The organism is Paraburkholderia sp. HD33-4, from assembly GCF_021390635.1.
In the GTDB taxonomy this organism is placed as follows: Bacteria; Pseudomonadota; Gammaproteobacteria; order Burkholderiales; family Burkholderiaceae; genus Paraburkholderia.
Genome location: NZ_JAJEJS010000003.1, coordinates 354,542 through 374,295 on the forward strand (window position 1 = coordinate 354,542; position 19,754 = coordinate 374,295).

The following is a 19,754-nucleotide window of genomic DNA, read 5'->3' on the forward strand; positions in this document are numbered from 1 at the left end:
TCTACTCCGTTGGGGTTCAGTCGAGCGATGCGATGACGCTACCGACCTTGTCAGTGCTGACGCGCCAGCCAGGGGGAATGACGATCGTCGTATCTGAGCTTTCGAGAATGACGGGACCGAGGATTTCCTTGTCGAGCAAGGCGCGCGGGACGACAGGCGTGTCGACCCATCCTGAATCACGGTTGAAATAGACCCGTCGGGTGCTCCGCGTCTGTTCGCCCGTCTTGTTGGCGGCACTTCGAATATCGCGGAAATCAAGTGTTTTGGTGGCGATGCCGCGCGCGAGCAGCCGGATATTCGCGCATTCGATCGCGTCATTCGATGCATAGCCATACATTGCCGTGTAGGCGTCGAGGAAGCCTTTACGCAGTTGCTCGCGGCCAGCTTCGTCCAGCTTTTCGGGGACAGCCACGGGGATTTCATAGTCCTGACCGCGGAACCGCATATCGAGTTCGAAGACGTACTGGATACGGTCTGCGGTATAGCCTTCGCTCGCAAGCGCCTTGGCTGCGTCTTTCCGCATGGACGAGACGTGCTGTGCCAGAGCGTCGAGATCGAACGAGTCGAGATGATGGAGGAACGGGCGGACAAAGTATCTCTCCACGGCGCCGGCGAGCATGCCCATCGCTGTGAACACACCAGGTGCGGCCGGGAACACGACACGCTTCATTTCCAGCGTGCGGGCGAGGTCACAGGCGTGCACGGGACCGGAGCCACCAAACGCCATCAGCGTGAAGTCGCGCGGATCGACGCCACGCTCGACCGTGACGGCCTTGATGGTGCGCGCCATGTTCACGTTGACGACTTCACGGATACCGACGGCAGCCTCTTCGACTGAAATGCCGAGCGGCTTTGCAAGGATCTGACCGATCGCGTCGCGCGCAGCCATCAGGTTGAGTTCCATCGTTCCGCCGGCGAGCTTTTGCGGCAGGAAGCCGAGGACGGCGTTTGCGTCGGTCACGGTCGGGCGTTCGCCGCCGATGCCGTAACACACGGGGCCCGGATAGGCGCCCGCTGAGATCGGACCGACATTCAGCAGACCGCCCGCATCGATCCAGGCAATCGAACCTGCGCCGCTACCGACTTCAGCAACGTCGATCGTGGGAACCCGCATCATGTAACCACCGGCCTTGATAAAGCGGCTCGGTGTCGAGATACCGGCGCGGAACTCGTATTCGTTGGTGCGCGCCAGCTGGCCGTCATGAATCAGCGATGCGGAGGCGGTCGTGCCACCCATGTCGAAGACGACGAGATCAGTATCGTGGCGTGCTTCGCCAAGGCGTCCCGCTCCGACGACGCCAGCGGACCGGCCCGACGAGATGAAGAACACGGGTGTGTCCTGGGCGATGCGGGCGCTGGACAGGCCGCCATTTGAATTACTGACCAGCAACGGGGCGTTCACGCCGATGCGCTTCAGGCCGCTCTCAAGGCGCTGGAGATAGGTCCGCAATGCGGGCAGGACATAAGCGTTGACGACGGTTGTCGACGTGCGCTCATACTCGCGCAGTTCCGGCAGCACCTGGATGGACGCAGTGACGCTGATCTCGGGAAACTTCGCCTGAAAGGCGGCGAGCGCGGCAGCCTCGTTTTCCGGATTCTTGTACGAGTTGATGAAGCAGACAGCGACGGACTCGACGCCTTCGCTGCGGAAGAACTCGCCTGCTTTCAGCACCTCATTGATCGGCGTAGCGCGGTGCACTTCCCCGGAAGCCAGTGTGCGTTCGTCGACCTCGAGCCGATATCGGCGCTCGACAAGCGGAACCGGCTTGTCCCACGTCAGATCGAACATGGTGGGCGTGCGAACACGGCCAATTTCGAGGACGTCGCGAAATCCTTTCGTGGTGATCAGACCAGATTTCGCTCCGACCTTCTGAAGCATGGTGTTCGATCCGACCGTCGTGCCATGAAGGACCTCTGTGACATCGTCGGTCTTCAGTCCAGCCTGCTGCAGGATGCGTTCGACACCCGTGAGAACCGCTTCCTCGGGAGCTGCGGGGGTCGACGAAACCTTCGTGAAGGTAACCTGACCTTTGTCGTCGAGAAGTACGAGGTCAGTGAAGGTACCGCCGATATCTACGCCGATGCGTGCGCTTGCCATAGTTTCATCCGTCCAATATTTGCCGAATTGATGCCTTTGGTGACTGTTGCCGGCGCCCACAACGTCAAGGTGAAATTCCCCAGAATGCGCCTTCGGCCACCACCGCGTTTTCCTACTACCTCGAGTGATTCAGTGCCACGTACGACTGCGCGATACCAGGGCGGACTGGTGTGTCACAACGGCTTTCAACAGTCCTTCCTTTCCGGGACTTAGAACTTGTGCCTCAAGCCAATTGTGACGAGCGCCTGTTTGTTTGACCCCGAATCAACATCGTTCGAACCAATCACCGCCTGCGCTTGCCCGGCCCCGTTCTGTCCACTTGCGAGCGCATAGGACGCAATCGCGTACATATCCGTACGCTTGCTCAGGTTGTAGTCGGCACCGATCGAGAACTGATTCTGTTTCGCCGAGGAGTCGCCGGACGACTTCATGTAGGTGTAGCCTAACTCTGTCAGTAGTGCTGGCGCGATCTGCCATACACCGTACAGTGAGCCAACCTGATATTTCTGCGATTCCGTGAAGGTCGAACTCGCGTCCGGGTTGTACTGCGAGAAGCTGTAGTAACCACCGAGGGTGACGCTGCCAATTACATAGTTGCCACCTGCCCGAGTGATGTTGATCGAACGCGCGGAAGCGTACGCGTTATTAACTGAGCTGTTAAAGATGGAATCGGCGGACGTTGTACCTCGTGTCGAAACCGAGGGGTTGCCGTTATCGATATGCAGGTAACCCGCCGCCAGTGAGAGTGCACCGTTGCTATACGACGCTGCGCCACTGTACGTCTGGCCTGAACCCAGCGAGCCCGCGACGCCGCCGAACGAGTACATTGTCTCCAGCTGCAAGCCCGACCATTTTGGGCTTGCCCATTTCACAGCATTGTTGAAACGCACGCTGTTGTCGGCGTTATCGATGTCTCCCGGACTCGTGAAAAAGCCGGCGAGCCAGTTGTCACCCTGGACAGGCTGAATCAGATCGACCAACGGATCGTACTGACGGCCCAACGTCACAGTACCCCAGCTATCACCCGACAGTCCCACAAACGCCTGACGACCAAACATACGGCCTCCCTGGCCTAGCTTCCCGTTGTCCGAATTGAAGCCGTTTTCGAGCTGAAAGATCGCCTTCAGCCCCCCGCCCAGGTCCTCACTGCCTTTCAGGCCAAACCGCGAACCAGACACGCTGCCGCTCGTCATCGAAACCTGGGTCGAATAGCCGCCGCTGTTATGAATGTACATAAGGCCGGTGTCAATGACACCATACAGGGTCACTGAATTCTGGGCATGCGCCTGACATGCCAGGCCTGCTACTGCCAATGTGATGCCCGTCTTCACAACATTCGCCATTTTTTTCTCCGGCACTTAATATGTATAACTATTTATTTAGACAACAAGCTTGAGCGGCGAAACGACCAACTTCATGCATGCTTGAAATTTCGCTACCCCACCTTCGTGGAATAGACAAGACACAACTCCGGTCTGGCGATGCAGACTTACCCCATCAGGTTCGCAATCGCCTTAGTGCGCGAGAATCTGGGCCAGAAACGCCTGGGTGCGGGGATGACTTGGGGCGCTGAAGAATTCCGTGGGCGAACCGCTTTCGATGATCTGACCGCCGTCCATGAACAGCACACGATGTGCGACAGATTTGGCAAAACCCATCTCATGGGTAACGCAGATCATCGTGATGCCGTCATCGGCGAGGCCGATCATCGTATCCAGTACCTCCTTGACCATTTCCGGATCGAGGGCAGACGTCGGCTCGTCGAAAAGCATGATCTTGGGATCCATGCACAGTGCACGCGCAATCGCAACGCGTTGCTGCTGGCCGCCGGAGAGTTGTGCAGGATACTTGTGCGCCTGGTCAGCTACCCTCACGCGCGACAGATACTTCATCGCCCTTTCTTTCGCCTCGCTGGCTTTGACCTTTTGTACGCGCCGGGGCGCCAGCATGCAGTTTTCGAGCACCGTCAGGTGAGGAAACAGGTTGAACTGCTGAAAAACCATGCCCACGTCGTTCCGGACTTTCTCGGCGCCCTTTCCGTGCGTGCCGAGTTCGACGCCGTTGACGATGATCTTGCCGCCCTGTGTCTTCTCAAGATAGTTGATGCACCGGATCAGGGTTGACTTCCCTGATCCGGACGGTCCGCAGAGCACCAGGTGTTCGCCGCGCTTTACCGTCAGATTCACTCCCTTGAGGATATGCGCCTTGTCATACCACTTCTCCACGCCTACCATTTGGATTACGTCATCCATGATGTCTCCGGAACCAGAAAATCAGAGTCGCAATAGGAAATTGCGTTTAGTTGGACGCCACCGGAATATTTGGCAGCGATTTGGGCAACGACGGCTTGTCGACTCCGAACCATTTTTTGTACAGCGAATTCCAGCTCCCATCCTTATCGGAGGTGTCCAGATAGGCGTTGATCCATACGGCGAGATCCTTGTCGGAAGGACGCACGGCGATGCCGAGAAACTCCTGGCTGAGGATGACCTTCTGTTCGTACTGGTTGGGCGCCGCCTTGTTCAGCACCGGAAAATAGTGACTGTATCCAGAAAGTACCTGCGTTTGCCCTGAGAGCAGTGCCTGAATTGCTGACGAGTCGTCGTCGTAGCGCCGGATCGTAGCGGTCTTCGGTGCAACTTGCGAAATTGCCTTGTCCATGGAGCTGGCACGGGCGACTGCGATACTTTGACCCGCAAGGTCATTCACTGTCGAGATCTTGTCGTCCTTTTTCCCGTAAATCGAGGCGCTGATGACGGCATACGGTTCCGTGTACTGCACCACCTTGGCACGGTCCGGATACATGCCGAGAACACAGATGAGTGCGTCAACCTTGCCGGTCAGCAGCAATGGAATACGGTTTGCCGCAGTCACGGGCACGAACTCGGCTGTTACACCCAGTTTCTTGGCCATGTCGCGGGCGAGTTCGATGTCGTATCCGTCATTGCTTCCATTGCCGTTGATGAAACCAAACGGATTCTGATCTGTGACGATGCCGAAAACCATCTTCCCCTTCGACTTCAGGCTGTCGATCTCGCCGGCATGCACGGCGGCAAGCGGCAACATCACACCAGCCAGGACAGCACACAGCGCCTTGACGCATGTGCGGCGGTCTACCTTCAATGAGCTCTTCATTTCGCGTTCCCCTATCTGCCTTCCCGGCATGTAAAGTCAACAACAGTTAAAACAGCGTCAATTCACCGTCCCGCAGCCAGTCTCCGCTCGATCCGGGTTCCAAAATTCGAGAGCGGCCAGCACAACAGAAAATAAAGTGCACCGACGATCCCGAATACCATGAACGGCTCGAACGTCGTATTGGCCACAACCTGCCCAGCGCGCGTCAATTCCGTGAAACCGATAATGGCGCACAGCGATGTACCTTTGATGAGGCCTACGACGAACCCGACCGTCGCAGGCAGCGAGACCCGGAAAGCCTGAGGCAAAACAATCGCCTGCATCCGTGGGAAATATTTCAGGCCGAGAGCCTTGCTTGCCTCCACCTGTCCTTTCGGAACTGCCTCGATTCCCCCACGCAAGATCTCGCCAAGAAATGCACTTGCATGTGCCGTCAGCCCAAGCGCCGCCGCAGCCCAGGCACTGATGTCAAGGTTCAGGAGTGAGACGCCGTAATAGACTACGAACAGCTGCATCAGGAGAGGAGTGCCCTGGAATATCTCGATGTAGCCCGTAGTCAACCAGCGAAGGAACGGGTAATCCGAGGTACGCAGGAGGGCGATACACAGCCCCATCACACCGCCACCTATTACTGCAATCACCGCCAGTGCGATCGTCCATTTCAATCCCTGCAGAAGCAGGAAGAGGTTGCTCATGCCAAATTCCGGAATCATTCGTGCCTCACTTGGTCGGATAAGCAAAGTAGACGCGGCCGAACAACTTGAAGATGGTCGACAGAGTGATCGACAGCGCCAGATAGATAGCAGTCACAACGAGATAGACTTCGAAGCTTCTGAAGGATGCCGATTCAACCTGCTGGGCTGCTGAGGTCAATTCCGCTGCCGAGATTGACGAAACGATGCTCGAACTGAGCACCAGCAGGATGAACTGGCTACATAGCGCCGGATACACCGAGCGAATCGAAGGTCGCAAGACGACGTTCCAGAATATCTGGTAGGACTTGAGGCCCAGCGCAGCACCCGCTTCTATCTGTCCCTTGTGGATAGCTTCGACACCGCCGCGAACAATTTCGGCCACGTATGCCGCTGCATTGACGGTTAACGCAGTGACTGCAGCCTGCGTCACGCTCAGCTTGAGACTGAGCGAAGCAAGACCGAAGTAGATGAAGAGCAGTTGCACCAGAAACGGGGTATTGCGGATAACCTCAATGAATACAGTCCCCATCCACCGGAGTGGCGGGATAGTGCTCTTCTTGGCGAGCATCACAATGATCCCGGCAACCAATGCGAGAGCCATAGAGACCAGGGACATCTTGAGGGTCTCAATGGTGCCGTCGACAAGGAGCTGCCTGTACTGTGCGATCGCACTGAAGTCAAATTGATAGTGCATGGCAAACCTCAGATACTGTGCGTTAGCGGAAGATCGCCGGTCTCTTTTCACGGAAAGCAGCGACGCCCTCTGTCGCGTCCGGCGTTGACTTGCAAACCGTGGCGGCAAACTCGTGCGCGGCCTCGGTCCCCGACGGTTCGATGAGACGCAGCAGTCGCTTGGCGACGGATATCGATACGCTCGAGCGCTTCGCAAGGAGGTCGCAGGTCTCCTGTATCTGCTGATCAAGCTGTTCGAGTGTTTCACTGGTACCGTTCACGATTCCCCAGTCCAGCGCGGTGGCCGCGGAAATCGGTGCGCCGACCAGGATCATCTGTCGTGCGCGCGCAGGTCCCACGAGGTTTGCCAGTCGCTGGCAACCCATCCATCCGGGGATCGCGCCAACGGCAGCCTCCGGGAAGCCAACCTGTATGGACGACAGCGCATACCGCAGGTCGCACGAAAGAGCCAGTTCGAGCCCACCGCCCAAGGCACTGCCGCTGAGGACCGCGACGGTCGGTTTGTCCAGTTCAGCGATCCTCCGCATAACTCGGTTGCCGGCCCGGATGAAGCGGCTTCCCATCTTTTCGGGATCGATTGCACCCCACTCGTTGACATCAGCGCCCGCGCAAAAGAAACGCGGACTCGCCGACCTGAATACCAGCACTGAGATTTCGCTGTCCGATTCGATCTCGTCCAGAATCACGTCGATGTCATCCAGCATCTGGAGTGTCAACGCGTTCAGCCGTGCCGGCCGGTTCAACGTCAAGACTGCCGTGGTCCCGATACGCTGGAAGAGCACAGGATTTTCAATAGTCATTTCCATTTCCCATTCCTTGCATCATCGAAGGTCGAGCACGAACTATTGCGACACCGTCGCCGCAATCTGCTCGTCAAGAATGGGCGCAAACCCCATCCGGTCCAGGATGTCGCGCTGCACGTCGACCCCCGTTGCAGCTTCGACGAGGTGAACACCACGCTCGGACAGACGGAACACCGCACGTTCGGTGATGTAGAGAACCTCCTTGCCCTCATGAAGCGCCTGCGCGCCACTGAAGGTAATGTGCGCAACCTTGTCGACGAGTTTTGGCACCAGACCAGGATTTTTGATCTGCAGGTCGCCGGTGTGCCCGATGTCAACCTGAAGACCTTTTGTTTCGAACGCGCCGCAAAACACGATCTTTTTGGAGCCGCGCGTGATGTCCATGAATCCACCGGGCCCAACGACCGTACCGTTTAGTTTGGAAACGTTCACGTTTCCTTCCTGGTCCAGTTCACCCATGCCGAGAAACGTCACGTCAATGCCACCACCGCTGTAAAAGTCGAACTGTTCAACGCTGGGGATGATCGCGTCCGCGTTGCGCGCGGCACCGAACATCACACCATCCAGCATGTCGCCGTTGTGGATGCCCTGTTCAACCGTACCCCAGTAGCGACCATGCAGATTCTGGTCTGCCAGGATGGCCGGGACAGCGCCAGGGAAGCCGAATCCGAAGTTCACGGACTGGCCCGCTTTCATCTCGCGCGCTGCACGTTCGGCCACGATCCGGCGGATACCCTCCGGCGCTTCGAATTCGCCCCGTCCTTCTGTGGAGAGCAGTTCGCCGCTCAATGTCGGGTCGTATTCGGTGATCGCGCACTGCTGCTGGGATGGCACTTCTACGAGGGTGTCGACCACGATCCCCGGCACACAGACCAGACGCGCTGCAACATGGCCTTGCGTCATCGTCTTGACCTGCGCAATAACCTTCCCGCCGGAATTGTGTGCCGCGAGACAAACCGCATAGATGTCGAGATCCGCCGGCTCGTGACGAACCGTGAGGTTGCCCTTGCTGTCCGACGAAGAGGCCTTCACGATTGCAAAATCGATCTTGAAAGGCTTGAATCGCAGGAACTCTTCGCCGTCCAGTTCGATAACTTCGACCAGTTCTTCGGTCGCTGAACGGTTGATCTTGCCGCCTCCAAAGCGCGGATCGACAAAGGTGCGCAATCCAACACGCGTGATCACACCCGGACGCCCTGCGCCGATTTCCCGGAAAAGCGTCGCGATCACGCCTGCGGGAAAGCTGTACGCTTCGATCTCTTCGTTCTTCGCGAGATCCTGCATGACGCTGGACCATCTCCAGTGACCACCGATGACGCGCTTGACGAGACCGGGATGCGCGAAGCGCCCGACCCCGCTTCCATTGCCATCGCCGATTCCTAGCGAATGCACCAGCGTGAGGTTGCGCGGATGCCCCGTGCGCAGAAAGCGCTCTTCGAGCGCCGCCAGCACGGCATCCGCTTCGAGAAGTCCACCTCCGGACCCCGTGATGGCGATCGTTGCGCCGTCGGGAATGTCAGCGACAGCCTCGTGCAGGTTTTTCCATTGAGCCACACCACCCTCCTAGCAGATTACTCAGTGCGCTGTTAAATACCGAACTGGATCGTTACTTGTGAAACATCGTGCTCTGGAAGAAAATGCGTGTCAAGCAAAGATCTCGAGGATGGGGTAAACGATAGATTCAGCCCCAGCCAACTCCCTTACACTGGGTCCGTCCCGCGAATAGAACTTTTGAGATGTCTACATCCGCAGCAATCCGAGCCAGAAAACTGCGTGCCGCCAGTGAGCACCCTGAGCCACGTGTCAAGCAAATCCGTAATCCGGCGCTCACGAAGGAAAAAATTCTGGCCGCCGCCAGGGATGAGTTCTCCACGGTCGGCCTCGGAGGTGCACGCGTCGACTCGATCGCCGAAAGAGCTGGCGTCAACAAGCGGCTGATCTACGAATATTTCGAGAACAAGGACCAGTTGTTCCAGTCGGTGCTCGAAGAGGCCTGGAGGGGGATACGGGAAGCGGAAGCTGAGCTGGATCTCAAACATCTGAGCCCGACCGAAGCCATCAAGAAACTGATGACATTTACGTGGGATTACTATCTCAAGAATCCGGACTTCATGTCATTGGTGAACAGTGCCAATCTTCATCGCGCGCAGCACGTTGCACACTCGGAGCGATTCAAGGAGCTCCATGTCGGCTTCATCGACATGCTTCAGGACATTCTGGACCGGGGAGTGGCTGCGGGCGAGTTTCGTCCCGGCGTTGACGCTCGCCAGCTTCACATTACTCTGGCCGCGATCGCCTACTACTACCTCAACAATCGGTACACGAACGAGGTCATTTTCGGCTTCAATTTCGTCGACAAGGACAGACGCGCGGAACGGCTCGCATTCAACATCGATACGGTATTACGCATCCTGGCACCGTAAGAGCGGCATGAGTCACTCGGTCAGATCTATGAGCGCAGCGCCGGTGCGTTACTTCGAGCCGGCTTGCTCGACCGCGAGCACCACCCATCGGCCGTCCTGCTGTTGATACAACGTAGCCGAAGCGGCTTTCAGATCCCCGCTTTGAGTAAACGAAATACTTCCTGATACTCCCTCGAACGTGCTGTTCCGCAATGCCTCACCGAATCGGCTCGGGTCTGTAGAGTCAGCCTTCTTCATGGCGTTAATCAGCGCCCAGGAGGCGTCGTACGCGAGAGGTGCATACTGGACGATGCCCACGCCAAATCGGGCCTGCATCTTTCTGTCCAGTTCCATTCCACGTGGCATCCTGTCGAGTGGCAATCCATAGTCCCAGCTGTACATCCCCTGCGCACTTGGCCCGGCCAGTCTCAGAAAACTCTCGTTGGTGAAGCCGCCCTCGCCCATAAATTTGGACCGGATACCGAGCTGATGAATCTGTCTCACCAGACCAGCTGCCTGCACATCCTGGCCCACGTAGAAGATCAGGTCAGGCGTGACGCCCTTGATCGTTGTCAGAATTGCGCGAAAATCAATGGACCTGGTGGTTGTGTATTGCCACGACACCAACTCACCGCCATCTTTCTGGACCGCTTTCACGTACTCGGTAACAAGGTTCGTCCCGTAGTCGGTACTGTCGTCAATCACCGCAATTCTCTTCGCCCCGAGTTGCTTGACTGAATAGTCCGCGGCAAGTACAGCCATCTGGTCATCATTGCTGATCGTGCGGAACGTAGTCTTGAAGCCTTGTGCGGTGTACAAGGGGGAGCTGGAGGCCGGAGATATTTGGGGGATACCGGCCCGCTGATAGATCGAGGATGCCGCAATGGAGCATCCGGAATTGTGGTGGCCAATTACGCCGCTGACACCTTCGTCTACAAACCGCTGCGCAATCAGAACCGCTGTTTTTGGGTCTGCCGCGTCGTCCTCAGCGTCGACTTCAAATCGAACCTTTTGACCTGCGATGACGACACCTGCCTGATTGGCCTCTTCGAATGCAAGCCTGGCACCATTCTCCTCGTCCTTGCCATACGACGCCGAAAAACCCGTCAAGGGCCCGACGATACCGATTTTTACAACCTTGATTTGTTCGGCGTATGCCCAGGTAACCGCCAGAAAGCACAGCAGAGGGAAACCCACCTTCATCAAACTGCGAGACATCATCGAGTCGCTCCATGGGCATTGGTCAACTTTATTTCCGGTTTCGTTATATGACTTCGGCGCGCTTAAAACTGACAGGGTTACCCGGGCTTCTCACTTTCCCCCGAGCTCATCGAGCAGCGTCTTGGCCTCCTGCAGATCCCTGGTATCGAACCCTTCGGAGAAGCTGCCATATGTCGTGGACAAGATTTCGCGTGCATGACTCGACTTTCCTTGCTGTCGCCAAAGTCGGGCCAGCGCCGTCACGGCACGCAGCTGCAGCGACCGGGCACCCTGCCGGCGGGCAATCGCAACTGCTCTGAGGAAGCTTGCTTCGCCCTCGCCCTCAGATTCCACCGTTTCCTGGCCCAACAGTCTCAACGTCAATTCCCCCTTCAAGCGATACAGCTCCGCTTCATTCACGCGCGCGTCCGTTTGATCCACCGCGTCCAGCGCTTCGGTCAACGCCTGTAGCCCTGCTTCGGCTTGCCCTGTTCGTCCATAGGCTTCAGCCAGTAGTGCAAGGAAATGGGGCGTTAGAAGTTGCGCTCCGGTTTCCCGGTGGGCCGCCAAACCCTCCCGCATCCGCTCGATTCCCTCTTGAGTGCGCCCCTCCTCAGCCAGTGACCAGCCCAAAAGAACGGTTCCATAACTCGACCAGAACGGAAACCCGTGCTCTGTCGCGAGCGAGAGGACGGAATCCGCTAGATCATGCGTCAACTGCACCTCCCGGCGGCACAAGTGAAGCTCAGCGGCATAGATCAACGCGTTCGCTGATGCGGCAGGATGGCAAAGAGTCTGAGCCAGAGCAAGCGCTCGTTGGCTGTGCGCCAGGGCCTGATCCGGATAGCCGAGGAACCACAGAGCCTGGGAAAGGTAGCCAGGGGCCAGCACTCCGGGTTCGATGCCATGGAAGAAGGCAAGCGAATACTGCTGTTGCGGATCGTACAAGGCCAGGGCCTCCTCGAGCTGGGCCCGCGCTGCCTCCAGCTCTCCGAGATGGAGCAGACTGGAACCCAACGCACGATGGGCCTGCATGAGCAGCGCCGGATCATGCGCCTTGCGGGCCAACGTAACGAGTTCCTCCCCTAGCTCGCACGCGGGTCGGACCGCCCCCCTGGCGATAAAAAACGTACGCAGTCCCAACAAGGCGGGGAAAAGCTGGTCCGTCTCGCCAAGCTGCCTGCACAGCGCAAGTGCTCGGGTATAGGTTTTCTCCACTTCAGATGCACCGATGCCTCTGGCAGCCATCAAGGCAGGGCCAAGGGTGATCTGGAGTTCTAGTTCCTGCACAGCACGCTCACGATTTTCGGGCAAGCGATCGAGCAATGCTAGTGCTGTTGTGAAGTGTGTTACAGCTTCGGCATTGGCGGAGCGCTGCAGCGCCTGTCGCCCGGCGTAGTGAAGGTATTCCACTGCCTTCGGCGAATTACCGCTGCGACTAAAGTGATGCGCCAACTCACTGTAGTGTTCTTCGAGGTGCGTGTCAGAAAGACTCTCAATCGCTTGTGCCGTGCGCTCATGCAAGGTATGGCGCCTCTCACTCAGCAGTGAGCCGTAGACCACCTCCTGGGTAAGTGCGTGTTTGAAGGTGTACTCCACCTCAGGAAATGAAGGCTGCTCGAAGATGAATTCGCCATCCTTCAGTCGCGCCAGGCCGCTCCTTAGATCGTCCTCTTGCTCATCGACGACACGCACAAGGAGACTCAAGCGAAATGTCTTTCCTATCACCGCGAGGGTTTGCAGAAGCGTCTTCTCGAGTGGTGCCAGCCTGTCGATTCGCGCAGCTAGAACACCCTGAACTGTTGTCGGGATATGCAAGGTGACGGGATTCTTCTGGAGTTGATACTGCCCCAAGCCACCACGCAGAACCCCTTCCTCGATCAGCGTCTGCACGACTTCTTCGATGAAGAAGGGGTTACCTTCCGTCTTCTCCAGTATCAACTGCTTGATCACAGCAAATTCGGTGGCATTGCCCAGCAGCGTGCTCAAGAGCTCGTCGGCCTCGCCTTCACCGAGGGGATTAAGCCACAGCTGGGTGTAGTGGCTCTTGTGACCCCAGTCATGCCGATACTCGGGCCGATAGTTGACCAGCAGCAGGATACGGGTGTTCGTTACGCTCCCGCACAGGAAATCCAGGAAGGCGGCGCTCTCGCTGTCGAGCCACTGCAGATCCTCGACGATCAGCACAATTGGATGATCCAGGCTCTCGCGCACCAGAAGCCGCGTGATCGCCTCAAACATGCGAAGCCGACGGATGTGCGGGTCCATTTGCGCCAGAGCCGAGCCGGAGTCGGTGACCCCAATGAGATGGAAAAAATAGGGCAGGCTCCCTTGCATCGCGGAGTCAAGCGTCAGCACCTTTCCAGTGATCTTCTCCCGCCGGCGGCGCTCATCGTCCTGCATACTGATCTGGCAGTAGTCCTTCAGCAGTTCGATCAGCGGCAGGTATGGATAGGCTCTCCCGTGGGAGACGGAAAAGGTCTCCAGAACCAGGCATTCGCCTGGCGGATGCAGCTTGAATTCGTAGAACAATCGAGATTTTCCAACGCCTGGCTCACCAACCACGCCGACGATCTGCCCGTGCCCGGCCGCGGCCTGTGTGAAAGCGTGCTCCAGTTGCGCAAGCTCATCTTTACGGCCAACGAAGCGAGCGAGGCCACGGCTCGCCGCGATCTGCAGCCGGGTACGTAGTGGACCGAGACCCTGCACTTCGAAGACAGTCAGAGGTTTGGATAGTCCCTTGATGGGAGTTGCGCCGAGTGTCTTGAACGCGATATAGCCTTCGGCCAGCTTGTGGGTGTGTTCGCTCGCGACGATGGAGCCGGGCAACGCGATACTCTCCATCCGTGAGGCAATGTTGATCGAGTGACCCACCGGATCATAGTCGGCGTGCAAGTCGTCGTAGCGAATACCGCGAACCACTACTTCGCCAGAGTTAACACCAACCCGGATCTGCAGCGTGATCCCTTCTGCAAGGCGCACTCGGTCGGCGTAACTGCGCATTTCGTCCTGCATCCGCAGAGCTGCATAAAGGGCTCGTTGTGCGTGATCTTCATGGGCAATCGGCGCGCCGAATAGTGCGAGAATGCCATCGCCCATAGATTTGGCCACATACCCTTCATAGTGATGCACGGCCCTCATCATCAATGCCAAAACGGGGTCGATCAGACGGCGAGCCTCTTCGGGATCGAGATCGTTGATCAGTGCGGTCGAGCTGGCTATGTCAGCGAACAACGCAGTGATCGTCTTGCGTTCGCCGTCCGCATCTCCTCGAGCTTCTATCGCAGCAAACTCCGACCGGATGCGCGCTGCCAGATGAGGCGGCGTGTATTCGACGGGGGCTTGGGCAATAAGCGGCACGTCAGGTGCCGCGCTCGACCGTTGGGTAGGCGCGCCACATTCGCCACAGAACCTGGCGTTCGCGCTTATCTCATGCCCGCAGGCAGGGCATGCATGTCTCACCTTGGCTCCGCATTCCTCGCAGAACTTAACGCCGCTCGGATTCTCGAACCCGCATCTTGTGCAGCGCATAGGTGTTTACCCTTGAATTCACCTGGAAGGATGTCCGACTTCGCCGGCTCACTGCGATCCCGAAAAGCCTGCGCGGCATGTGCCGCGAACGGTCCTGAGATCTGCAACCCTTTTTGAAATTATGAGCGTCACGCGCGGATGTTGATGGTAAGGGTAAATACTCATCAGATTCAGCTGATTGGAAGAATTGGCGAGGCGACGGTTCCACTTGCTGCCAGAGGATTTACATCAGGGTTGGTCGTCGCTGCGTCTATTTCAAGCGCCGCCGGGTCGCTGGCTCAGCTAAGCCGTGCCCAAAGATTGGCAATTTCGGGTGCCATCTCGATCTTGGCGTTCGGCGGCATCCGAAGGCTGGGACGGACCATAGATTTACTTGCGTGAGCGGCCAAAATTTCAGAAAAAATGAAAAGCAAACCGTACTATTGAGATAAGTTTTCTGATCCCAACAGCGGGATTCAGCGGCCTGGATGGCCCGATGCAATCGGCACCGCACTCTCCTTCCCGAGCTCTGCGCGTACCGTGTCCCTGTTTCGTCGGCTTGTGATCATGGAAGAACGACAGCCACTGCCCGGTCGGGCCCACGCAAGTCGAGCGAACGGAGAGCAGCCGGCGTTGACTGGCCGCCTTGCCCGGATGACGACACGCGGCGCGAGCGTCCCACGTGCACGGATTGGGCGCGGACAACGCATCCTCACGCACTTATGCTTTCTATGACGTTTTTGTGGCCCGACCAGCCCCCCCGGGCTCGGTGATGCACCGCCATCGCGGCGAAACTGACCTCAGGCAGGCCATCCACGAAGAGCATACGAAACACCACCGGGATCGCAACAGACAAGACTGAAAAAGAAAAGCCCGGCCTCAGAGAGACGGGCTCGACGCAAGCGAACGAAGAGAATACTCTTGCACACCGCCAGACCTCGATGACTTTCCGATCGTCAATGAAAGCACTCATGGGGAAGTTATCGATCCACTGCTCGTAGCAGCGATACGCCGGTGAGCTGTGCGATCGAATACACGCTCTGCCGTTGAATGTGCGCGATGGATAGACCGGCACTGAACCAGCTATTCGACATGCTGACCAGGAGATCGGGTCGATCGATCAGCAGGCGCCAATGCGGCCACCACAGGAAATCTTCGTAGCAAATGGAAAACGCGACGCGTCGGCCAGCAATCTTCAGATAAGGCTGCATCAAGCTACCGAGACTCGCGCTCACACTGGCCCATGGGCGCCACAATCCCACCGGCGCAGGTTGACGGCTGTCGAAGCGTCCATCACCCGCTCCGACGATCACGGCACTGTCGGTGTACCGCAGGAAGGCTTCGCCACTGATCGCCCGGCCGGGATCGGAACCCTCCTCCTCCAGATCGACACCAGGAATCAACGTCCTGTTTGACATTGCCAATTGCTGCAGATAGCCCCGCCACCAGTGCTGCATCGCAGGGCGTCATAAACCGACCAGTTCCTCGGGAAGGACGACAATAGTAGACGAATTCCAGACGCCCCCCGCCAGGACAGGGTTTCCGGGCGATTCAGTTACGTGACCTGCAGATTTCATAAAGTGATGCAAGCTGCTGTTTATATGAAAGAAAGCCGGCATTTTGAGTTATGCGGATAGCGACTGAAATGCACAAGCGATACCAAATAAAATCAACGGTTTATAACGCGATTCCAGACGAGGCATTTTCTCGCCTCTTGTGCGGAGTGATGTGCACGATGCCCGGCAAAAACCCCACAAAGATAAAGAGAGTTCGGCGTTCATATCTAAAATGATCCACTGAGCCAGCCGGTCCGGCCGAGCACCACGGCTGTCGCCGGTAAGGCGATGCCTCGAACCACACGGGCGGATCATCTAAACTGCAGAATTGACGAACAAGGACATTACTGCTCGGCTACCCCGCCATGGCGCACATCTTCTTCGCTCCTTCGATTCAACGGCATATCGCAACACCCGAGCGCGAGATCGATGCGCGCACGCTCGGCGACGCACTCGAGGCCGTCTTCGCCACGCAACCTCGACTTCGCGGCTACATCCTTGACGATCAGGGCTCACTGCGCAGGCATCTGGCCGTGTTTGTCGACGGCCGGCCGGTGCGCGACCGACGACATCTGTCCGATGCACTCAGCGAGCAAAGCCGGGTTTACGTCATACAGGCGCTGTCGGGCGGATAAGAAGGTTCCACTTGCACTCCGGGAGACTCTAGACATGAGCGATCGATTGCTTGTTGCAACCCGCAAAGGATTGTTCGTTCTGCGAGCCGATGGCGACGGTGGCTGGACCGTCGGTGAGCCGTATTTCATCGGCGAGCCGGTGAGCATGGTGCTGCCTGATCCACGCGACGGATCGCTGTATGCCGCGCTCAATCTCGGCCACTTCGGCGTGAAGCTGCATCGCCGGCGCGCGGGCATGGCCGATTGGGAAGAATGCGCGGTCCCCGTCTACCCGCCGCAGCCTGCCGACGAGACGCGTAGAGGTGACGGCGCGGACACGAGCGCGGCCGCGCCCAACCCTCAGCCGCCCTGGACGCTTCAGCAGATCTGGGCGCTCGAAACCGGCGGCCCGGACGAGCCGGGTGTGTTGTGGGCCGGCACGATTCCCGGTGGGCTCTTCCGTTCTGACGATGGCGGCGACACCTGGGTCCTCAACCGTGCGCTGTGGGATAGCCCGGAGCGCCGCGAATGGCTCGGAGGCGGCTACGACGCGCCCGGCATCCATTCAGTGATGGTCGACCCGCGCAACAGCCGGCATGTGACGATCGGCGTGTCGTGCGGCGGCGTCTGGCAAACTGCCGACGGCGGTACGACCTGGCGCGTGAGTGCCGAAGGCATGGAGGCCGACTACATGCCGCCAGAACGGCGCGGCGACCCTAATGTGCAAGACCCGCACCGCGTCGTGCAATGTGCGGCAAACCCGGATGTGCTGTGGACGCAGCATCACTGCGCCATCTTCCGCTCGATCGACGGCGCCGCCCGCTGGCAGCGGATCGAAGCGCAGCCATCGAGTTTCGGCTTCGCGGTCGCCGTGCATCCGCGCGAGCCGGACACTGCGTGGTTCGTACCCGCCGTTAAAGACCAGTACCGGATCCCGGTAGACGGCCAGCTCGTCGTTACGCGCACACGCGACGGCGGCCGCACGTTCGAGCGTTTCTCGAACGGCTTGCCGCCAGCACCGGCATATGACCTCGTGTATCGGCACGGGCTCGCTGTCGATGACTCCGGCACGCACCTCGCGATGGGGTCGACTACAGGCGGGCTATGGACGTCCAACGATGGCGGCGAAAGCTGGCATTTGATTTCAGCGCATTTGCCGCCGGTATATTGCGTTCGGTTTGGATGAGGGCGCGTGGCGTGAGACATGAAACGCCTACATTGCCATTCATGCGCCGGAGATAGCTTAAATGCGTGCATCGGCGTGATGGATCGATACTTCGAGCCATCACGCGCCCGCAAACCGCTTCGCGTGGCTCGACTTGTCAGAAGAGACTTTTGACTCTCCGCCGAACGCGTGAGCAGCACCCGCAGTCGCGCGGACACGCCTGAGCGAGAGACATCCTTTAGGCGGCTTGGCCAAACACTGATGGAATGAGAGCTTCGCACGCCTTTGTTGTCGCGGTTGTATTACGTTCTATCGAATCATCTTTCTGGTCGATAGCGTTCTCTCAGTGGCGTTGCGCGGAACCTGCAGCTGCGCCGTTCATCCATCGCCCGGCGATAACGCAAGCCGCGCTCGACGAGTTGGACGCCGTTGCGGGGCCGCTCACAACCGCGCCAGGGCGACTGCAATACTGGATCATGGACCTCTCGGTGGAGGTGTACAACCAACTGCTCGGGGAATATGCAGATCAATCCGGCAAACGCCGTGGCGCACCCGACCAGACGTACTTCACCGTCACGGTAGATCCTGCGGATCGCGCGAGTTTGGGCGCTCGCTTCAGGGAGATGCCATTCATGCGGGAAGCGCTGGCTGCCGAGGAGCACGCGCGCCAAGCGAGTCAGCATGCGTAACAGGCGCTCAGCCTTTCCCCGCCGAAGGGGCAGCGCTAGCGGCGCTTGCGCTGCAATTTCACCGCCGGCGTTAAGCTCCTCTGGCTGGACAGCGTCAAGCAGCACGGTCGGTCGGCCAACATGATTTGCATCGTCTGGGGTGGCTAACTCTGAGACGCGTCCGCATCATAGACAGAAACGCGTGCCTGCGCGAGGGCGAAGACCCGGGACGAGGTCGACGCATGGCTTCCGCCTACATCGCATCAGTGAGCTGTTCGAGCTTCACAGCGTCCGCTGCAAACGCGCGAATGCCTTCTGAAAGCTTCTCGGTCGCCATTGCGTCCTCGTTCAAATGCAAGCGGAACGAGGGCTCATCAACCGCAAGCTTCTCGGTTCCCCCTTCCAGGGTCATCTCTGTATGAAGCTTTCGTTGGACGACCTCGCTGCTGTCTTGCAGTTTCTGCAGAAGCTCAGGGCTAATCGTTAGCAGGTCGCACCCGGCGAGTTCGACAATCTGGCTGACCGTACGGAAGCTCGCACCCATCACTTCCGTTTGGTAGCCGAAGTGCTTGTAGTACGCGTAGATGCGACGCACTGACCGTACACCGGGATCGTTCTGACCGCCGTCCTTCGTCTCATCCCAAGCTGCGCCCGCCTGCTTCTTGTACCAGTCATAGATGCGCCCTACGAAAGGAGAGATAAGCTTCGCGTTTGCTTCCGCACAGGCGGCAGCTTGAACCGTCGAAAAAAGCAGCGTCATGTTGCAGTTGACGCCTTCCTGCTGAAGCACTTCGGCCGCTCGGACCCCTTCCCAGGTTGAGGCAAGCTTGATCAGAATGCGTTCACGCTTTACTCCCGCGGCTTCATACAGCGCAATGAGTTCACGCCCCTTCTCGATAGAGCGCTTCGTGTCGAACGACAGACGAGCGTCCACTTCCGTCGAAACTCGCCCCGGTATGACCTTCAGAATTTCGCAACCGAACGCGATCAGTAGATTGTCGATGACCGCGGCAGTCGTCTTTCCCTTGTGGTCGCGAACGACCTTCTCGAGGAGCGGACGATACGTATCCTTCTGCGCCGCTTTCAAAATGAGGGAGGGATTCGTCGTCGCATCACGCGGTTTGTACTGCGCGAGTTGCTGAAAATCACCAGTATCAGCGACGACAGTCGTGTATTGCTTCAGTTGGTCGAGAGAGTTCGTCATCTTTAAATCCC

16 protein-coding genes are annotated in these 19,754 nt (G+C 58.2%); 4 read left to right on the forward strand and 12 right to left on the reverse strand.

The genetic code is table 11. The features are described from left to right. Positions 1 to 16 precede the first annotated feature (16 nt). The 8 genes from L0U84_RS36180 to L0U84_RS36215 all read right to left on the reverse strand — a co-directional run bounded on the left by L0U84_RS36180 (position 17) and on the right by L0U84_RS36215 (position 8,978). Positions 17 to 2,098 (reverse strand): hydantoinase/oxoprolinase family protein, encoded by a 2,082-nt coding sequence (locus L0U84_RS36180; protein ID WP_233857648.1) that lies wholly within the window; start codon positions 2,096 to 2,098, stop codon positions 17 to 19. A gap of 209 nt (positions 2,099 to 2,307) precedes the next feature. Beyond that, a complete protein-coding gene (locus L0U84_RS36185) occupies positions 2,308 to 3,441 on the reverse strand; it encodes a porin (protein WP_233857650.1) in 1,134 nt (377 codons plus the stop codon). Between the two features lie 171 nt (positions 3,442 to 3,612). After that, positions 3,613 to 4,350, reverse strand: a complete 738-nt coding sequence (locus L0U84_RS36190) for an amino acid ABC transporter ATP-binding protein (RefSeq protein ID WP_326491232.1) — start codon at positions 4,348 to 4,350, stop codon at positions 3,613 to 3,615. Positions 4,351 to 4,396: 46 nt separating this feature from the next. Then, positions 4,397 to 5,233, reverse strand: a complete 837-nt coding sequence (locus L0U84_RS36195) for a transporter substrate-binding domain-containing protein (protein WP_233857652.1) — start codon at positions 5,231 to 5,233, stop codon at positions 4,397 to 4,399. 62 nt (positions 5,234 to 5,295) lie between these two features. Continuing rightward, positions 5,296 to 5,943, reverse strand: coding sequence for an amino acid ABC transporter permease (locus tag L0U84_RS36200; RefSeq protein WP_442794128.1), 648 nt, complete (start codon positions 5,941 to 5,943; stop codon positions 5,296 to 5,298). A gap of 10 nt (positions 5,944 to 5,953) precedes the next feature. Further along, the gene (locus L0U84_RS36205) at positions 5,954 to 6,622 is read right to left on the reverse strand and encodes an amino acid ABC transporter permease (protein WP_233857656.1); all 669 of its coding nucleotides are present in this window, start codon (positions 6,620 to 6,622) and stop codon (positions 5,954 to 5,956) included. A 22-nt stretch (positions 6,623 to 6,644) separates the two neighbouring features. Next, positions 6,645 to 7,427, reverse strand: coding sequence for an enoyl-CoA hydratase/isomerase family protein (locus L0U84_RS36210; RefSeq protein ID WP_233857657.1), 783 nt, complete (start codon positions 7,425 to 7,427; stop codon positions 6,645 to 6,647). Positions 7,428 to 7,463: 36 nt separating this feature from the next. Further along, positions 7,464 to 8,978: an acyl CoA:acetate/3-ketoacid CoA transferase gene (locus L0U84_RS36215; protein WP_233857659.1), complete on the reverse strand. Its 1,515-nt coding sequence runs from the start codon at positions 8,976 to 8,978 to the stop codon at positions 7,464 to 7,466. A 182-nt stretch (positions 8,979 to 9,160) separates the two neighbouring features. On the opposite strand from L0U84_RS36215, the gene L0U84_RS36220 reads away from it, so the two are divergent. Beyond that, positions 9,161 to 9,847: a TetR/AcrR family transcriptional regulator gene (locus tag L0U84_RS36220; RefSeq protein ID WP_233857661.1), complete on the forward strand. Its 687-nt coding sequence runs from the start codon at positions 9,161 to 9,163 to the stop codon at positions 9,845 to 9,847. 48 nt (positions 9,848 to 9,895) lie between these two features. On the opposite strand, the gene L0U84_RS36225 is transcribed toward L0U84_RS36220, so the two are convergent. The 3 genes from L0U84_RS36225 to L0U84_RS36235 all read right to left on the reverse strand — a co-directional run bounded on the left by L0U84_RS36225 (position 9,896) and on the right by L0U84_RS36235 (position 15,993). Next, positions 9,896 to 11,047 carry a branched-chain amino acid ABC transporter substrate-binding protein gene (locus L0U84_RS36225; protein ID WP_233857668.1) on the reverse strand — a complete coding sequence of 384 codons (1,152 nt, stop codon included), beginning with the start codon at positions 11,045 to 11,047 and terminating at the stop codon, positions 9,896 to 9,898. Between the two features lie 90 nt (positions 11,048 to 11,137). Then, complete coding sequence (locus L0U84_RS36230; protein ID WP_233857670.1) at positions 11,138 to 14,557, reverse strand: adenylate/guanylate cyclase domain-containing protein; 3,420 nt, start codon at positions 14,555 to 14,557, stop codon at positions 11,138 to 11,140. A 959-nt stretch (positions 14,558 to 15,516) separates the two neighbouring features. Continuing rightward, positions 15,517 to 15,993, reverse strand: a complete 477-nt coding sequence (locus L0U84_RS36235) for a hypothetical protein (RefSeq protein WP_233857672.1) — start codon at positions 15,991 to 15,993, stop codon at positions 15,517 to 15,519. 464 nt (positions 15,994 to 16,457) lie between these two features. On the opposite strand from L0U84_RS36235, the gene L0U84_RS36240 reads away from it, so the two are divergent. The 3 genes from L0U84_RS36240 (at position 16,458) to L0U84_RS36250 (ending at position 18,560) form a co-directional block, all read left to right on the forward strand. Continuing rightward, positions 16,458 to 16,727 (forward strand): MoaD/ThiS family protein, encoded by a 270-nt coding sequence (locus tag L0U84_RS36240; RefSeq protein WP_233857674.1) that lies wholly within the window; start codon positions 16,458 to 16,460, stop codon positions 16,725 to 16,727. A gap of 34 nt (positions 16,728 to 16,761) precedes the next feature. Then, positions 16,762 to 17,892, forward strand: a complete 1,131-nt coding sequence (locus tag L0U84_RS36245) for a WD40/YVTN/BNR-like repeat-containing protein (RefSeq protein ID WP_233857676.1) — start codon at positions 16,762 to 16,764, stop codon at positions 17,890 to 17,892. Positions 17,893 to 18,137: 245 nt separating this feature from the next. Further along, complete coding sequence (locus tag L0U84_RS36250; protein ID WP_233857678.1) at positions 18,138 to 18,560, forward strand: hypothetical protein; 423 nt, start codon at positions 18,138 to 18,140, stop codon at positions 18,558 to 18,560. Positions 18,561 to 18,792: 232 nt separating this feature from the next. Here the strand turns inward: L0U84_RS36250 and tal are convergent, their stop codons facing one another. Then, on the reverse strand, positions 18,793 to 19,743 hold the full coding sequence (gene tal, locus L0U84_RS36255) for a transaldolase (RefSeq protein ID WP_233857680.1): 951 nt from the start codon (positions 19,741 to 19,743) through the stop codon (positions 18,793 to 18,795). Positions 19,744 to 19,754: the final 11 nt, after the last annotated feature.

What these genes read in the sequence shown, in the direction of transcription:
- tal (WP_233857680.1), bottom strand. Translation starts at nt 19,743, where the DNA reads ATGACGAACTCTCTCGACCAACTGAAGCAATACACGACTGTCGTCGCT.
- L0U84_RS36230 (WP_233857670.1), bottom strand. Translation starts at nt 14,557, where the DNA reads ATGCGCTGCACAAGATGCGGGTTCGAGAATCCGAGCGGCGTTAAGTTC.
- L0U84_RS36185 (WP_233857650.1), bottom strand. Translation starts at nt 3,441, where the DNA reads ATGGCGAATGTTGTGAAGACGGGCATCACATTGGCAGTAGCAGGCCTG.
- L0U84_RS36195 (WP_233857652.1), bottom strand. Translation starts at nt 5,233, where the DNA reads ATGAAGAGCTCATTGAAGGTAGACCGCCGCACATGCGTCAAGGCGCTG.
- L0U84_RS36235 (WP_233857672.1), bottom strand. Translation starts at nt 15,993, where the DNA reads ATGCAGCACTGGTGGCGGGGCTATCTGCAGCAATTGGCAATGTCAAAC.
- L0U84_RS36220 (WP_233857661.1), top strand. Translation starts at nt 9,161, where the DNA reads ATGTCTACATCCGCAGCAATCCGAGCCAGAAAACTGCGTGCCGCCAGT.
- L0U84_RS36210 (WP_233857657.1), bottom strand. Translation starts at nt 7,427, where the DNA reads ATGGAAATGACTATTGAAAATCCTGTGCTCTTCCAGCGTATCGGGACC.
- L0U84_RS36240 (WP_233857674.1), top strand. Translation starts at nt 16,458, where the DNA reads ATGGCGCACATCTTCTTCGCTCCTTCGATTCAACGGCATATCGCAACA.
- L0U84_RS36250 (WP_233857678.1), top strand. Translation starts at nt 18,138, where the DNA reads ATGAGAGCTTCGCACGCCTTTGTTGTCGCGGTTGTATTACGTTCTATC.
- L0U84_RS36225 (WP_233857668.1), bottom strand. Translation starts at nt 11,047, where the DNA reads ATGATGTCTCGCAGTTTGATGAAGGTGGGTTTCCCTCTGCTGTGCTTT.
- L0U84_RS36180 (WP_233857648.1), bottom strand. Translation starts at nt 2,098, where the DNA reads ATGGCAAGCGCACGCATCGGCGTAGATATCGGCGGTACCTTCACTGAC.
- L0U84_RS36245 (WP_233857676.1), top strand. Translation starts at nt 16,762, where the DNA reads ATGAGCGATCGATTGCTTGTTGCAACCCGCAAAGGATTGTTCGTTCTG.
- L0U84_RS36190 (WP_326491232.1), bottom strand. Translation starts at nt 4,350, where the DNA reads ATGGATGACGTAATCCAAATGGTAGGCGTGGAGAAGTGGTATGACAAG.
- L0U84_RS36205 (WP_233857656.1), bottom strand. Translation starts at nt 6,622, where the DNA reads ATGCACTATCAATTTGACTTCAGTGCGATCGCACAGTACAGGCAGCTC.